Source organism: Mesorhizobium huakuii (assembly GCF_030160235.1).
Taxonomy (GTDB): domain Bacteria; phylum Pseudomonadota; class Alphaproteobacteria; order Rhizobiales; family Rhizobiaceae; genus Mesorhizobium; species Mesorhizobium huakuii.
This window is the reverse complement of record NZ_BSNY01000043.1, coordinates 25,453-41,216: the sequence shown is the minus strand read 5'-3', so window position 1 is coordinate 41,216 and position 15,764 is coordinate 25,453. Positions and strand designations below refer to the sequence as shown.

The 15,764-nt window shown below is 58.5% G+C and carries 13 protein-coding genes; 4 read left to right on the top strand and 9 right to left on the bottom strand.

Features of this window, described 5'->3' with window-relative positions:
* Window position 1: 1 nt before the first annotated feature.
* The 6 genes from QQK95_RS21605 to QQK95_RS21585 all read right to left on the bottom strand — a co-directional run bounded on the left by QQK95_RS21605 (window position 2) and on the right by QQK95_RS21585 (window position 7,132).
* Window positions 2–1,303 carry an ABC transporter substrate-binding protein gene (locus QQK95_RS21605; RefSeq protein ID WP_284276486.1) on the bottom strand — a complete coding sequence of 434 codons (1,302 nt, stop codon included), beginning with the start codon at window positions 1,301–1,303 and terminating at the stop codon, window positions 2–4.
* 717 nt (window positions 1,304–2,020) lie between these two features.
* Complete coding sequence (locus QQK95_RS21600; RefSeq protein ID WP_284276485.1) at window positions 2,021–3,343, bottom strand: NAD(P)/FAD-dependent oxidoreductase; 1,323 nt, start codon at window positions 3,341–3,343, stop codon at window positions 2,021–2,023.
* 113 nt (window positions 3,344–3,456) lie between these two features.
* Window positions 3,457–3,951, bottom strand: a complete 495-nt coding sequence (locus QQK95_RS21595; protein WP_284276484.1) for a hypothetical protein — start codon at window positions 3,949–3,951, stop codon at window positions 3,457–3,459.
* 2 nt (window positions 3,952–3,953) lie between these two features.
* Window positions 3,954–5,570 carry a GMC family oxidoreductase gene (locus QQK95_RS21590; protein ID WP_284276483.1) on the bottom strand — a complete coding sequence of 539 codons (1,617 nt, stop codon included), beginning with the start codon at window positions 5,568–5,570 and terminating at the stop codon, window positions 3,954–3,956.
* 278 nt (window positions 5,571–5,848) lie between these two features.
* A complete protein-coding gene (locus QQK95_RS33540) occupies window positions 5,849–6,178 on the bottom strand; it encodes a 2Fe-2S iron-sulfur cluster-binding protein (protein WP_409371703.1) in 330 nt (109 codons plus the stop codon).
* A gap of 33 nt (window positions 6,179–6,211) precedes the next feature.
* A complete protein-coding gene (locus QQK95_RS21585; protein WP_284276529.1) occupies window positions 6,212–7,132 on the bottom strand; it encodes a LysR family transcriptional regulator in 921 nt (306 codons plus the stop codon).
* A 604-nt stretch (window positions 7,133–7,736) separates the two neighbouring features.
* Here QQK95_RS21585 and QQK95_RS21580 point away from each other — a divergent pair.
* The 3 genes from QQK95_RS21580 to QQK95_RS21570 are packed head-to-tail and all read left to right on the top strand — an operon-like array spanning window position 7,737 to window position 10,535.
* Complete coding sequence (locus QQK95_RS21580) at window positions 7,737–8,966, top strand: cytochrome P450 (protein WP_284276482.1); 1,230 nt, start codon at window positions 7,737–7,739, stop codon at window positions 8,964–8,966.
* A 13-nt stretch (window positions 8,967–8,979) separates the two neighbouring features.
* A complete protein-coding gene (locus QQK95_RS21575; RefSeq protein ID WP_284276481.1) occupies window positions 8,980–9,291 on the top strand; it encodes a 2Fe-2S iron-sulfur cluster-binding protein in 312 nt (103 codons plus the stop codon).
* Window positions 9,288–10,535: an NAD(P)/FAD-dependent oxidoreductase gene (locus tag QQK95_RS21570; protein ID WP_284276480.1), complete on the top strand. Its 1,248-nt coding sequence runs from the start codon at window positions 9,288–9,290 to the stop codon at window positions 10,533–10,535. Before QQK95_RS21575 ends, QQK95_RS21570 begins: the two co-directional genes overlap by 4 nt.
* A 410-nt stretch (window positions 10,536–10,945) precedes the next feature.
* On the opposite strand, the gene QQK95_RS21565 is transcribed toward QQK95_RS21570, so the two are convergent.
* From QQK95_RS21565 to QQK95_RS21555, 3 genes are all read right to left on the bottom strand, one after another.
* Entirely contained in the window at window positions 10,946–12,190 is a 1,245-nt protein-coding gene (locus QQK95_RS21565; protein ID WP_284276479.1) for a DegT/DnrJ/EryC1/StrS family aminotransferase, read from the bottom strand.
* A gap of 64 nt (window positions 12,191–12,254) precedes the next feature.
* Entirely contained in the window at window positions 12,255–13,070 is an 816-nt protein-coding gene (locus QQK95_RS21560) for a shikimate dehydrogenase family protein (protein ID WP_284276477.1), read from the bottom strand.
* 120 nt (window positions 13,071–13,190) lie between these two features.
* Window positions 13,191–14,114 (bottom strand): dihydrodipicolinate synthase family protein, encoded by a 924-nt coding sequence (locus QQK95_RS21555; protein WP_284276475.1) that lies wholly within the window; start codon window positions 14,112–14,114, stop codon window positions 13,191–13,193.
* A gap of 113 nt (window positions 14,115–14,227) precedes the next feature.
* Here QQK95_RS21555 and QQK95_RS21550 point away from each other — a divergent pair, with 113 nt between their 5' ends.
* Window positions 14,228–15,751 (top strand): UxaA family hydrolase, encoded by a 1,524-nt coding sequence (locus QQK95_RS21550; RefSeq protein ID WP_284276528.1) that lies wholly within the window; start codon window positions 14,228–14,230, stop codon window positions 15,749–15,751.
* Window positions 15,752–15,764: the final 13 nt, after the last annotated feature.

Below are 15,764 nucleotides of genomic sequence, written 5' to 3'. Positions count from 1 at the left end.
GTTAGCGGATAACACCCTGGACGCGAACTTCGGCGTCCTTCATCGCTTGTTCAGGGGTCTTTCTGCCGAGGACGGCGGCTAAAATTTCTTCGTATAAAACGCGCTGCACTTCAACCGCGTTCGGAGCTCGATAAGGGGTCAACGCGATCGTAGTGGTCCCTCGCTTCTTGAAATCCTCGTACACATTCAGAGACGGAATTTTTGCCCGCACTGCCGGATCGTCAAGTTGCGACTTCAGCACAAGATTTGTCTCGCCGTTCTCCAGAAAGAGCCTGTAGCCCTCGCCCTTCAGCATCCAATCCAGGAATTTGTAAGCTTCGCTCGGATTATTCGAAAAGGCACTGACAGCCAGCGAAAGGCCGCCGGTCATTTGCTGCTGGTATTTCTCACTTGGAACGGCTGCATATCCAATTTTGCCCTTCAATGGGCCGTTCTCCATGCCAGCGAACACATCCGACCAGCTGATGAACATCGCGGCTTTTCCCTGCGAGAAAAGCGAGACGCCATCAGGATAATCGAGACCTTCGGCACCTTTCGGCGCAAACGGGAGCACTTCCTTAATTCGCTCGATGGCCCTTGCACCCTGGCCTTCCGAATTGAACACCGGCCGGAGCGCGCTGTCCAGCACGCCATCGTCGTCCGGGCCTAGCTTTGTCATGCTCATCAGTCGGGTCGCCCAGTCCCCCGACATGTGAGCGTCCTGGCCGCCAAGCAGCAAGATATTGCCAGCAACTTCATCGGTGTGAAGCGCCTCAGCGCATTTTCGATAATCGTCCCAGTTCGTGGGGACCGAAAGACCCTTGGCCTCGAACAAATCCTTTCTATAGACGAAGATCGGAGTCGAAAGCGTCATCGGTATGCCGAAATTTTTGCCCTCATACTGCAGATATTTCAAAGACGCCGGGGCGACGTTTTCGTACTTCAAGGCCGGAAGTGATGGATCATCAGCCTTGATGTCATCAACCGCTTTCACCCACTTGTTGACGAGAAACTGATGAGAAAACATATTGTCCAAGACTAAGAGATCGTAGGTCGAGGAACCTTGCGACATCTCAACCAGGAGCTTTTCATAGTGCTCGTTTTGAGGATTTTCTTCGGCTGTGATTTCCGCATCGGTATAAACCTTCGGGATCACCTTTGCCAGGACGTCGCAAAAAAGCAGATTTGTATTCAGAATGTTGAGGCTTTTGCCGCTAGCGGCACGCGCTCCAGACGAACTGAGATTATAGGCAGCGAACAGCGCAGCAGCAGCCTTCAAGGCCGTTCGGCGGCTCATTTCCCAATGATTGATACCGTTAGACATGTATGCCTCCACCATTGTTCCCGTATGGTTTATGACTGTCGTGACATTCCTGTGCGAGCCAGGTGGCGCCGTCTTCTGCGGCTACCATCTGAAATGCAGCGCCGCTATCGCGGCTATTTCCGTTGCTCCATGTGTACTGGCCGTCCCGGAAGCTTCCGTCACCGCAGCCTGATCGACGTAATCATGCAGCCTGCTATCAGACAATGGTAAAATCCAACAAAACATTGGACTAAGTGCTTCTGTCGCGTCACCCACGGGTCGACGCCCGAATCCTTCTTATTCAGACGGCGGATCGTCTCGGAGGAAACCAACATGCCCGGTTCCTGCGGCATTCCGCCGACTTAGCCGGAGCTGAAACTACAGCCAGATCGCGTCGGCAATTATCTCGGCAGGAAAGACGGTGGCGCTTGTAGCTGACAGCGGGCGTATGCATGCTGCGCGTCTGGTGGCGAAAATCCTGGAGCTTGGTTTGTGTCGCGAGCTGCCGCAGTGAGCTTCGTGAACCAGGCCTGCTTCCCCGGGCCTTTCGATTTTCAGAGAGGACGCGCTGCCATTCCTCGTCACTGCATTCGGCGACCGGCCAATATGTGACGATGCCAGTGCTGTTAACAAGAATGCCGGTCCGCCCGTAGTCACTGCTCAATTCAGCCGACACTGGCCAACGTGAGTTCAACGGTGGTGCTAAGGCTTCTCCTTGAGCGAAGACCAGGCGAGCTCCTACGATAGACCTAAGCGGTCTTGTGCCTGAAACCATGGGAAAATGTAACGCGCGGCGCAGGATTTGATGGGCCAGTAAGCAATATCTCGCCTACGCTCCACAAGTGCCACCGGTACGTCCTCCAACGCTGCTTTCCCAGCTGCGAACTCACCCAGAAGCCGACCGAGGTTTTGAGCTAGATTGAGACCGCGGGTCGAAAACCCGACGAGCGAGAAGACGTTGGCTCCAAGCCGCAAGACATGGGGGAGGTGTGATTCAGACATCGCGCAAAACCCCTCCCAGTAGGCCTCCAGGGCGACGTCTTGCTCCGACAACTGCGGGTAGAGGAGTTTCAGTCGGGTGCGGGCGTGACTTTCACCGTAGCGTCTGCTGTTGCCAAGTGCGAACACCGCCCCTCCCGTGATTAACCGGCCCTCGGCATCTAGCCTGCCGAAACCGCCAGACTTACGGCGATCTGAAAAGCACATCTGGGCTCTCAAGATAGATGCCCGAAGCTCTTTGCGCAGCGGCTTGGTTGCAACCTGATAAAGATTAACAGGGATTGCAGAGCGCTGTACTTCTTTAAAGACATCCCCAGTGTAGCCGCCGGTGGCGATAAGGATGATGCTCGCTTTCACCCGCAATTCGCCGCAAACCGCGACCGGCAGGGTGGTCGTTTGTTCGATGCTCTGGATTGACGTATTCTCAAAAATGCGAACACCCGCCTTCATCGCCACCCTTGCAAGGCCCAGCGCCAAGCCGTAGGGGTTGACCGAGCCGCCGGTCGGGTTCGACCAGCCACCGATATAGCCAACGGCGCCAAGGAGGTCGTGGGTGTCAGCGGCGGAGTGCCACTGGACCGGCGCTCCGAGAGCCTTCCATTGTTCATAGGCGCGCCGAACTTTTGGCAGTGAGTGTTGTGAGTGCGCCGGCTGCATCCAGCCATTTTGCGCAGGCGAGCAGTTGATTTGAAATTCAGCTGCTTGCTGGAAAACCATGTCCGAGCCGGCTACGACCAGTTCGCAAAGAGCCTGCGCTTTCTTCGCACCAAGGATCGACGCAACGTCTGAAGGTGTCATCGTCCCCGGGAAATGTGGGATGCTATTGCCGCCATTTCTTCCGGATGCACCCGCGCCCACAGTTCGCGCATCGACAAGAACAACGCTGGCACCATGGCGGGCTGCATGGATTGCGGCGCTCAGACCACAAAACCCGCCTCCAATCACCAAAACGTCGGCAACTTGGTCTTCTTCCAATGTGGGGAAGCGGATGATCGGCTCGGCGAGGGTCTTGCTCCAAATAACCGATTGCATCGACAGATCGATTGGGCCCGCTATGGACATCATAAGATCCTCTGGCCATTCAAGATGGTGCAGCGCTCTTCAACAATGGCGTGATGAACTGGGGTTCTATGAGGCGCTCGATACGGCGCGGGCCCATATCCTACTTTTTCACCTCAATCGACGCGAACGAAGATTGGCCCCCGTTCGATCACTGGGTCTAGAATACCGGTTGAGAGTTCGTCTGCGGCATCGAAAAGACCAGGAGGGTTTCGGTGTGGTGCGGGGTATTGCAGTTCGGCTTTCATCTCATCGGAATATAAATATGCACCTGCGAGCAACGTGGAGAGGAGATAAAAGGTCTCGTTGTCCTGCGCCTCCAATTCACGAAGCCGGTCCCACATCTGTTCCGAAGGTATCGCCGACAGCTCGCCGAGGATTGCCGTCAGTGTTGCGAAGTGTTTGTCGAGGATTGCCGCCGCGCGGGTGACGAGACTTTCGAATTTTGCGAGGCCGCTACCGGACGGATTTCCGTTAGCGGCCGGTATCAAAGTGTCGGCAACAACCCGCAGCGTTTGCATTTCCAGGTCGGTGAAGTTGCGAGGAGGAGCCTGCCGGGGCATGGAAACGGAAAGGCGCTCATTTGTGTGGGCTTGCTGAACAGTAACCATTGTCAATTTGCCTCGTTTAAGGTCGCGATAAGCTGTTTTGCGTTGCGCAGCGCGAGCGCCGCAATCGTGCTGGTTGGGTTCGCGGCGCCGCCGGTCACGAATATGCTCCCGTCGGAGATGACCAGATTGGGGACGTCATGAGCTCGGCCATATTCGTCAACCACGGAGGTCTTCGCATCTTGACCCATCCTGCCGGTTCCGAGCAGGTGCCCGGGCTCGCCTTTCAAGTCAGCGATCTCAACGAGCTTCTTTGCCCCTGCCACCTTATGAATTTCAGCGAGCTTCCCCATGACGTAACTGCGCATCTTCAACGTATTTTCGCTGTACCGATAGCTGATTTTTGGTGCGGGAATACCATCACCATCGCAAAGATCGGGATCCAGGGTAACCCGATTGCTTTCTTCTGGCAGGTCGTCGATATTTGCCCCCCAGAAGATCGCGTTGCGCGCATCCCGAATGACGTGATGGAAGTTCGCGCCCCAAAGCGCATCGAATGGCAAAAGCCTGTGGGGGTCGATACCATTGAACAGCAGCCCAGGCGTTGGACAGGCATGCAATTTCGGACCACGCACGAAGCCGCGAGAACGATCAGTTTCAAAGAACTGCATTGAACTGATGACGGACCCGACAGGACCGCGCCAGGATTCCAGATCCTCGTCATAGTAGCCGATAACGGTACAGTTCGGGTGCAGCATCAGGTTCTTGCCCACCAGTCCGGATGAATTGGCCAGCCCATGAGGATGCTGCTCGCTTGCCGAAAGCAGAAGCAGCCTTGGCGTGCCTATGCCATTGGCGCAAACAACGACCTGTTTGGCCCGCGTGTGATACCGCGTTCCCTTGCTGATCCACGCAGCACCCGTCGCAGCACCGCTCTCATCTGTCGTAATCCTGGAAACACGAGCACCGGTGACCAACTTAGCGCCAGCTTTGATGGCCGCGGGCCAATACGCCATGTCGAACGACGCTTTGGCACCTTCGGGACACCCTTGTATGCAGGTGCCCCAACGCGCGCATGCTGCAAGCGAGCCAATCTTCTGGCTGGGGATCGCGTTTGCGTGTGGCCACCAATGCCAGCCCAACTCGTTCATTGCCCCGGCGGCCTTCAAGCCAAGCTTGCCGAGGGGCATCGGGGGCAGCTTAGGCGAAAGTCCTTCAGGATAAGCCGTGTCGCCTTCCACGCCGGACACACCGATAAAATCGTCGACCTCGTCGTAGAATGGAGCAAGCTTGTCATAGCTAATCGGCCAATCGTCGGCGACGCCGTCAAGAGTACGAACGCGAAAATCCGACGGTGCAAGCCGCGACCAGAGAGCGCTATAGTGGATGGTGGAACCGCCAACCGCATTGTACATCGATGGCGCAAGATCGGTCTCGGAGACGTTCAAAGGATAGTCAGCCGGATTTCCCCGGCGATTTGGTTCAGCCTGCCAATGACCCCGGGCAACGAGTTCCCACATGTCGTGGTTGGCGGCATAATCCGACGGAAGCGCGTAGTCTCCCTGCTCCAGACAAATGACCCTGAAACCTGCCATAGCGAGTGTATGTGCGGTTATCGCCCCCGACGGCCCAGAGCCGATAATTACCGCATCATAAACATCTTCTTCCAGAGCCGCGTCCATTTTCCTACCCATATGGTGTGCTCTTGCCACTCCCCGGTCCCCGCTTCCAGCGTCCATGGCATTGAGGCAAGCGAAACTGGACTGAGCGTCGTCGCTCAAGCGTTTCGAAGTTCCAATGACGAGTGGACGGTAGCGATAGTCGATCATCGGAGACAATAGAAAAATCTAATCAATCCTTGGACATTTCTGCATCATCCAGGCCAGCGGCGACCTGACCGGCCCGATCACTTTCGATTAGGAGGCGATGTCGGCTAAACCAGCCTCAACCGATGCAGTGACTATTTCTCCCGTGTCAGCGATAGCCGATATCGATCACCGTGAGGCAGGTGGTCAATCGCGAGACGCAAATGCACATGTATTGGTTTTCGTTTTTCTCGATCGCTGACGAAGACGTCGCGGTGGTCGACCGTTGTTACCCCCTCAAGTTGAGAAATCTTGGCGGCGCAAAGCCCGCATTCGCCACGTTGACAGTCGTAGATCATCTCGACCCCTGCCCTCATCAGCGCATCGAGCAACGACTGGTTCGGCCGAACTTGTAAGGTAATGTCCTGGTCGGCGACCCTGACTTGAACGGCATTTCGGCGAACGTCCGTTGCCCCAAAAACCACGTAGCGCAGCCGGCTGACGGGTCCCGGCCACTTTCAAACCGGTCCGAACAAGGTCGACGCGGGATCGGAGGTGGGATCACGATTCAGGAAGTGTCGTGCGACCTGACCTCGAAACCAGATGACAGCTAGATCGCCATTTACGCGTCGATGCCAAAATTGTTTGAGCTCGATAGGAGGTATGTCGAATGGTGGCTCCAGAGCTTTGACATTCGCTGTCTGCACGGCAAGCTGGGCAACCGCCCGCGGCACGACGGATACCATGTCGGAATGCGCGATCAGAATTGGCAGGCTCATGTAGTGTGGGGACCGCAGAAGCACGCGTCGCTTCAGCCCGAGGTCGAGCATACGTTTCTCGAAAATTTCCTGACTACGGCCTTCCGCGGCGACGATGGCATGCCCGGCTTCAAGGAACTCTTCAATACTGATTGTGTTGCCAATCCTTGGATGATTCCGCTGCACGATGCAGGCGAAAGGATGGTCGAAAAGCTTCTGCTGGAAAAATGAAGCCTCCGAGAGATCGGGGAAATACCCGACAGCGAGGTCAAGCGACCCGTTCGCCATCGCTTCCTTGAGTTCGTTTGGCTTTAGGGAAAGGCAGCGGATGGACGCGTTCGGAGCCTGCTCACGCAGGACCCGCAGAAGCGCCGGCAACCAAACAAGCTCGCCGATGTCGGACATGCTCACCGAGAATACCCGGTCGGTCGTAGCCGGATCGAAACTCCTCTCTTGCAGGAGTTCACTCCTGATCGTGTGCAGAATCCGACCGATGGGATCGGCGATCGAGTCCGCGAACGGAGTAGGCTGCATGGAGCCCGCCTGCCTCACGAACAATTCATCTTTGAAGAAGATGCGCATCTTGTTCAGCGCAACACTCATCGTCGGCTGGCTCATGCCCAATACGCGAGCGGCGAGCGTTACGCTCCGCTGCGCGTATAGCACCTCAAACACCTGCATGAGGTTCAAGTCGAGCCGCCTAAAATCCATAATTCAAATAATGCTTATTACTAAAATTTGCTAGGCAAATTTTCTAAGGGCGTCTAATTTGGCTTCGTCGGTTGAGGACCCGACGCGCTGGGAGGCGAACATCAATATTATTCTGGGCAATACCGATCCGAGGCGCAGTGTTTCGGGCCGGAATGCCGAGGACTGAGGAGGCCACAGCCACGCGCTGTGGGGGAGGTTATCTGGAGAGTTTCGGGGCCGCGACGGCACCGATAGTCCGTTTCGCTCAGGAGAACGCCGAATATCGGCGGTTTTTGACAGGCCTGATCGAACGTTGTCCCAATCGGGCTAACTAGGTCGGCTGGCGCCTATGTGGCGCCGAGATCGTCGACAGGATGATCGAAAGCGACCAACGAAAGCAGGCGGCCAAAGCGCAAACCGGTTGTCGCGGTCGGTCAAGACCGACGCCGAGACCCGCGCCATCATCAGACGCGAGCCAAAAAGTGATAGACGACGGAACGTTCACGATGCAGCCGCCTGGAGCAACGCCATGCCCACGCAGCGAGGCCTTGCCGCACATGCTGAGAGACGCGGTATCACGTTGAAGGAGCTTCCCATGACAGTCCCACAGGAACAGCCCGCCACGGAAGGTCGCCGCGGTAACGGCGGAGCTTTGCCAGTCTCCGACTTTGACCCCTTTTCCATCGAGTTTTTCAAGGACCCGTTCCCCATCCATGAGGAACTGCGGGAGTGCGGCCCGTTATTCTACCTCTCAAGATATGGCATTTATGGAGTTGCCCGGTACGAGCAGGTCCATCAGGTCCTTATGGATTGGCAAACGTTCTGTTCGAGCCGCGGCGTCGGCCTGGCGGACTTCGCCAAGGAGAAACCCTGGCGGCCGCCGAGCCTCGTTCTTGAGAAAGACCCGCCGGAGCACGACCGGGCGCGAAAGATACTTTCGAAGGTTCTTTCCCCGGTAACGGTGAAGAAGCTAAGGGAGTCTTTCGAGGCCTCCGCGGAACGTACGGTCGACGCGCTGCTCGTCAGGGGTCGCTTCGACGGGATTGGGGACCTGGCCGAAGCCTACCCAATGTCCGTATTTCCCGATGCCGTGGGGCTGGGCGCGGAAGGCCGGGAACACCTACTGCCATACGCGGGATTGGCGTTCAATGCGTTCGGGCCTCCCAACGAACTGCGAGACCAGGCAATCGCCAAGGCGACTCCGCATGTCGCATACGTGACGGAACAATGCCGTCGGGAAAATCTGGCCGGCGCGGGGTTTGGCGCCGAGGTTCATGCGGCTGTCGATGCCGGCCAGATAACGTCCGAAGAGGCTGTGCTCCTCGTGCGCTCCCTGCTGACAGCAGGCATCGACACCACTGTAAATGGAATTGGAGCCGCGCTGTACTGTCTCGCGCGTTTCGACGACCAGTGGGAAGCGTTGAGGTCCGAACCGCAACTCGCCAGGAATGCCTTCGAGGAAGGTATCCGGTTTGAGTCTCCCGTTCAGACTTTTTTCCGGACCACCACTCGTGCAGCGGAGGTCGGAGGCCATGTCATTCCCGAAGGGTCAAAGGTCCTTATGTTCCTTGGCGCCGCAAATCGGGACGGCCGAAAATGGGAGCGGCCCGAACACTATGACATTCGCCGCGTCACGAGTGGGCACGTCGGATTCGGCGCGGGCATCCACATGTGCGTTGGACAGCTCGTAGCACGGCTGGAAGGCGAATTGATCCTCAGCGCGTTGGCCCGGAAGGTCAAGCGCATCCGGATCACCGGGGAACCGGTCCGAGCTTTTAACAACACCTTGCGCGGGCTGCGAAGCCTGCCGATGGAAATCGAATGATCCGGAGCATCCAATGCGGATAATATTTGTGTCGCCTGACGGAAGCGAGCGCAGCATCAGCGTGCGGGAGGGGATGAGCATCATGGCGGTTGCTACGAGCAACGGCATTGACGGCATCGTTGGGGAGTGCGGAGGGAACGCGATGTGCGCAACCTGCCACGTATACATCTCCGACGAGCGCCTCAAATCACTCTCGGAAGAGGAAGACGAACTTCTGGAAGGCACCGCCGAAGGACGGACCTCGGAAAGCCGGCTTGGCTGCCAGGTCAAGCTGACGGGCGACCTCGACGGGCTGCGGGTCCGTCTCCCGGCGCGTCAGGTATGAACGAACGCATCGTCATCGTTGGAGCCGGCCAGGCCGGATTCCAGCTTGTGCTTTCCCTGCGACTGGCCGGGTACGGAGGAGCGATCGTCCTCGTAGGTGACGAGCCTGGCCTTCCCTACCAGCGCCCGCCGCTGTCGAAGGCCTATTTGTTGGACAAGCTTCCGCTCTCCGAACTCATCTTCCGCCCGGAAGACTTCTTCGTCGAGAACCGTATCCAGCGCATTGCCGCCACCGCCACCGCCATTGATCGCAAAAGCCGGCGCGTCCTCCTCGATCGCGGCGACGCGGTGGAGTACGACCGGCTCGTGCTCGCCATGGGGGCTTGCCGCCGGGAATTGCGAGTGGAGGGCGCGGATCTCGAACGGGTCCATGGCCTCGCGACACTGGGCGACGCGGACAGGTTGAAGAGCGCGCTCCGGAACGGCTGCCGACAGACAGTCATCATCGGCGCGGGCTTTGTCGGGCTCGAATTCGCGTCGGTCGCAAGACACTTGGGGCTGGACGTCACTGTTGTTGACGCCGCTTCCCGTGCCATGGTCCGAGCGGTCAGTCCCGCAGTGTCCGCTTATTTCGAAGCGTATCACTCACAGCAAGGCACTAGACTTCTTTTCGGAGAAGGTGTCGGCCGTATCACCGGATTGGGCGGAACGGTTACGGGTGTCGAAACATCATCCGGCCAGCTCCTGCCTGCGGACTGCGTCGTCACAGGCATCGGCGTTATTCCCAACGACGTGCTCGCGCGCGATTGCGGGCTAGAAGTGGATAACGGCATCATCGTGGACGGGCAACTGACCACGAGCGATCCGAATATCTTCGCGATCGGGGATTGCTGCAACTTCCTGTTTGATCTTGCGGGTACGCGGTGTCGGCTGGAGTCGGTTCAGAATGCGACTGACCAGGCGCGGCTTCTCGCCGCGCGGCTGGCAAAAGGCGAACACGCGCAATACAGCGCCGTTCCTTGGTTCTGGTCGGATCAGGGTAACCTGAAGCTTCAGATTGCTGGGCTCGCTGCAGGATGCGACGAATTCGTCGAACTGCGGGAAGCCAACGGCCTCTCGGTTCTGTGCTTTCGAAAGGGCGTGCTCACCTCGGTGGAATCGATTAACCGGCCGGCAGACCACATGGCCGCGCGCCGCCTCTTGGCTTCCGCCAGCCGGCGCCCGACACCTACGGAAGCAGCGCGGGACGGCTTTGTCCTAAAGCGCTTCACTGCTGATGCAACCGCGCAGAACATGACGGAGTAGCGATTCTGTACATTCGGCTTTGGGGTAGCTGCCTCAGCTATGGAATGGTGCTTCTCGCAATTTCGCCGGTCCTTCGGTGAGCAGGAGCTTGCGCGCCGCCATCTACGCGATGGCATGCTTGTCGCAGCCGCGAACACGAACGTCAGCGCGATTCCCTCGAGCGGTTCCTTTAAGTGTTGGTACTCTCCCATGGCGGACTTCCGCAACGCCGATCAGATGTACGCGACCAAGGCTGAATGATCGAAAGCCGCCATGGTGTCCCACACTACCTCCGACCTGGGCTGCGTTGCAGTCCTGAACGCGCGGCTCTGTCATGCACAGAGGTTTGTCGCAAAAGTACAAATTCCTCGCGGGCCCGAGCAGATTCGTCCGAGAGTGAGACGTCACATCGGCGCCCGGTCAGACATATCTCAGTTTCGATAAGTCGTGATCACCTTGCGGATCGCATCGGCGATCTGCCCGAGATGATGGTCCTCCATTCTGTCCGTCCACCACATGCAGATGGTTTCTCGGCAGGCACGCTCGGCCACCGGACAAAGTTCGGTGTCAAAGTCATCCTTGCGAACGCCATCGAGGGTGAACGGTAGGCCCGAACTGCCGAACGTTTTGTGTTCCCTGATCAAGGGATATCGATAGAGGGGGATCTGACCGGGATAGCCGATGAAACCGTCGATGCCCTCAGCCGTCAGGGCTTTCATGACTTCCGGGATCGGCCGCGACAATCTGTGGGGATCCAGGCGAAATGAGTAGAAGAAATAGACGCCGGTTGTCCCTGGCAACGGTAGGACCGGAATGACATCGGTACCGGAAAGCAGCGCGGTCAGCCTGTCGGCGGCGCTAACCCGCGCCTTGACAAACTGGTCCAGCTTTTTCAGCTGCGCCAGGCCCACCGCAGCTTGCAACTCCGTCATGTGGTAGTTCGGCGCGAGAAACAGATGGTCGCGGCCTCCCCTTTCGCGCGGCCATCCCTTGTCGCTGCAATGTCTGAGCCCGCGCCCGAAACGCTCGTCCTCATTGCTAATCACCATGCCACCGTCGCCAGTGGTCATGTGTTTCGACTGCTGGAAACTGAAACAGCCGAGATTACCCAAGGTGCCGCACAGCTTTCCCTTGTACAAGGCGAGATGAGCTTGTGCGCAGTCCTCGATGACGAAGAGGTTGTGTTTCTTCGCGATCGCCATGATCGCATCCATGTCCGCCGGATGACCGTAGACGTGCGTGACGATGATCGCCCGGGTACGCGTGCTGATGTTCCGCTCGATGGACGTCGGGTCGATGTTGTGGGTATGGGGATCGACATCGGCAAAAACCGGGATGGCGAGTTGGGAAATGATGGGAATAACGGTGCCGACATCCGTTACCGGCGAGAGGATGATCTCGTCACCAGGTTCGGGATTGAGATAGATGACGGCAGTATGAAGTGCCGCCGTCCCGCTGCTGACGGCAACCGCATGGCTGACACCATATCTCGCCGCAAATTGCCTTTCGAACTCGCCGGTTTTCGGACCCACGAGAAAGGAAAGGCTGCCCGACTTGAGCACGTCTGACAACTCTTTCATCTCTTCGTCGCCGAGCGTGCGCCCGGATGCATCGCGAAAGCTCGGAAGGGTTCCTTCGATGGCGCGAGGGCCGCCATTGATAGCCAGATCTTGCATTACGACATCTCTTTTCGGGGTCTGGAACATTTGTTTGCCGGTCCACTGGGGGCTGATGAAATGCCTAGAGGCCGAGGAAGTTGGCCATGAGTTGAAGCTGATGCTCAAGCATGTGCCGGCCGAGATGGATCCTGCAGCCGATGCCGCGAGCAGCCTCGAGAAGCGGCGTTATCTCGGGCTCCATGATGACTTCGGCCACCACCATGCCTGGCGACAGCATGGCGGTGTCGAGCGGAAGCGGGTCGGATCCATTCATGCCCAGCGTCGTGCCATTCACGACGAGATCGTGGCCGACCGGGTTTGCGGACCCCAGTCGCACGTCGATGCTACCGTGCGCAACGATCAGCTTTTCGCGCAGGGCCCCGATCTTGGCCTGTGTGCGGTTGGCAAGGGTAAGACACCGCACGCCTGCTTCGACCAGTGCAAAGGCTATCGCATTCGCCGCCCCTCCTGCGCCGACGAGGTAGGCAGACTTGCCCTCCAATTCGACGCCGGCGTGCCGCAGCCCTTCCACAAAACCGATGCCGTCGAGCTGATCGCCGATGATCCGCCCATCAGTATCGCGGCGCAGGACGTTTGCGGCACCAACGGCGCGAGCCCGCGGGCTGACCTCATCGCAAAGCCGGATGATCGCTTGCTTGTGCGGCACCGTGACGATCGCTCCGTCGAAACTCTTGACCCCGCGCAGTCCACCAACAAGGGCCTCCAGATCGGCCGGCGCTACATTCAGCGGCACCATGACCGCATCCGCGCCCCTCAGCCTCGCAATGCGGTTGATCTCAGGCGGCGCTTTTACGTGTTCGGTTGGATGCGCGAGGATCCCAAGAAGACGCGTCTTCCCGGTGATCTCGATATTTTGGCGCTTAAGACCCGACAGCATCTAAGGCAAGTCCCTTCCGCAGTTCGCACAGTTTCTGGATGCAGGTCCGTGCTGCGAGCGGCGCGCCGTTTCTGGCGCCGTCCGTGACGACGTCATCGGTGTGCACGGCACTGGCAAACGTCACCTGCCCCAGTTCAGAGCTATGGGATCGACGCTGCGCGCGAGTTCGAGCAGGCCATCGCGCGTCGCCGGATGCAGGGGTTTCAGTGGATGCCTGACATGATCGGATTTGATGACCTTGCCTTCAGCCATGACGGTCTTTGCCGCCCGCAAGCCGCATTGTCGGTTTTCATAGTTGATCAGCGGCAGGATACGCTCGTAAGCCTTCATCGCCTCCTGCCTGTTGCCGTCGCGATGATGCTGGATGACCGGGCCGATGAGGTCCGGAAGCAAGGCGCTCGACATGACGCCGGTGGCACCGGCGTCGAGATCGGCCATCAAGGTGATCGCTTCCTCGCCATCGAAGGGTCCCTCGATCGCGTCGCCACCCCTCTCGATCAGGTCACGTAGCTTGCCGGCCGTGCCCGGCACCTCGATCTTGAAATAGCGTACCAGAGGCAGGGAGCGCGCCAGACTGACGAGGAATTCGACTGAGAGGGAAACGCCGCTCAACGGCGCATCCTGGATCATGATCGGCAAACGTGCCGCGTCCGCGACCCCAGCGAAATGCTCCAGGATCGAAGCTTCATCGAGCTTGATACCGGCGCCATGATAGGGTGGCATCAACATGATCAGGCTGGCGCCGCAATCCGCCGCATGGCGTGCGCGCTCGCTGGCGATCCCGGTGCTGAAATGGCTGCATGTGACCATAACGGGCACGCGGCCCGCCACATGCTCCAGGCATAGTTCCGTGAGTTGTTTCCGCTCGTCATCGGACAGCAGGAACTGCTCTGAATAATTGGCCAGGATGCATATGCCGTCGACCTTCTGATCGATCATGCAATCCAGAACGCGGCGCTGACCGGCAACATCGATCTCTCCGGTTTCCGTGAAGGGCGTCGGCGCGACTGGAAACAGGCCCGAATACGGTTGATCCTTAGCCATTTTCGAAAACTCCCCCAAGGGCCTTTCTGAATCAAAGTCTTCTCTTGACTTTCAGCCTGTTTAACATAAATGATTTTTGCACGCAATACTCATTAATGGAGATGAAGGTGCCAATTTCTCAGTCCGCTCCGGCCATCATCCGACTGCATGACGCCGACAATGTCGCTGTCGCCACGAGGCGGATAGAAGCGGCCGAAGACCTCGGCGGGATTGTCGCGGAGGCAACAATCCCTAGCGGCCACAAGCTTGCCCTGCGCGCGATCCGCGAAGGCGACCCGGTGACCAAATATGGACAGGTCATCGGCCGGGCGAGCACCGATATCCGACCCGGCAGCCACGTCCATCTGCACAATCTCGCAATGCTCGACAGCACGGTTTCGCATGAATTCGCCGTCGATGGCGGGCAGACGCCTTTGCTGCCCGAAGACCAGCGCAGGACCTTCCAGGGATATCAGCGCACGTCCGGGCTGGTCGGCACCAGGAACTATATCGGCATCATCACCTCGGTGAACTGCTCGGCGACCGTGGCTCGCGCGGTCGCCGAGCATTTCAAGACAAACGGCTTTGGTGAATTCACCAATGTCGACGGCGTCGTAGCGCTCACTCACGGTACGGGATGTGCGATCCCCACGAACACCGAGGGATATCAGTATCTGCGCCGAACGCTGAGTGGCTACGCGAGGAACCCGAATTTCGCCGCCATCCTGATGATCGGACTCGGCTGCGAGACGAACCAGATTAGCCATCTCGTCGAGGCCTTCGACCTGAAGGAAGGCCCAATGCTGCGGACCATGACGATCCAGCAGCTTGGCGGCACCCGCAAAACGATCGAAGAAGCGATTGGCATCATTCGCGAGATGCTGCCAGCCATCAACGACGAGCAACGGACGACCGTTTCGCTTTCCGGCATCAAGCTGGCGCTTCAGTGCGGCGGATCCGACGGCTATTCCGGCATCACCGCCAACCCGGCGCTCGGTTATGCCGCCGATCTTCTGGTCAGGCATGGCGGCACCGCTGTGCTCAGTGAAACGCCCGAAATCTACGGCGCCGAACATCTGCTGACGCGCCGCGCGGCGACACCGGAGATCGCCCGCAAGCTGATGGCGCGAATTGACTGGTGGCGCGACTACACCGCAAAGAACGGCGCTGAGCTCAACAACAATCCCTCGCACGGCAACAAGGAGGGCGGCCTGACCACGATCCTCGAGAAATCCCTGGGGGCGGTCGCCAAGGGCGGATCGATGCCGTTGCGAGAAGTCTATGAATACGCCGAACCTATCCGGGAACCCGGTTTCGTCTTCATGGACACGCCCGGCTACGACCCGGTCGCCGTCACCGGACAGGTCGCGGGCGGGTGCAACCTGATCGTGTTCACGACGGGTCGCGGCTCCGTGTCCGGGTTCAAGCCGGCGCCCTGCATCAAGGTTGCCACGAACAACGCGATGTTCGAGCATATGAGCGAGGACATGGACATCAATTGCGGCGGCATCATCGATGGAAGCGACAGCATCGCCAAGGCAGGCGAGCGCATTTTCGAAAAGATTGTCGCCATCGCTTCGGGCGAACGCACGCTGAGCGAAGGTTACAATTATGGTGACTCCGAATTCGTCCCTTGGCAAATAGGGGCGGTAACCTGACGTCTCGGAAGTG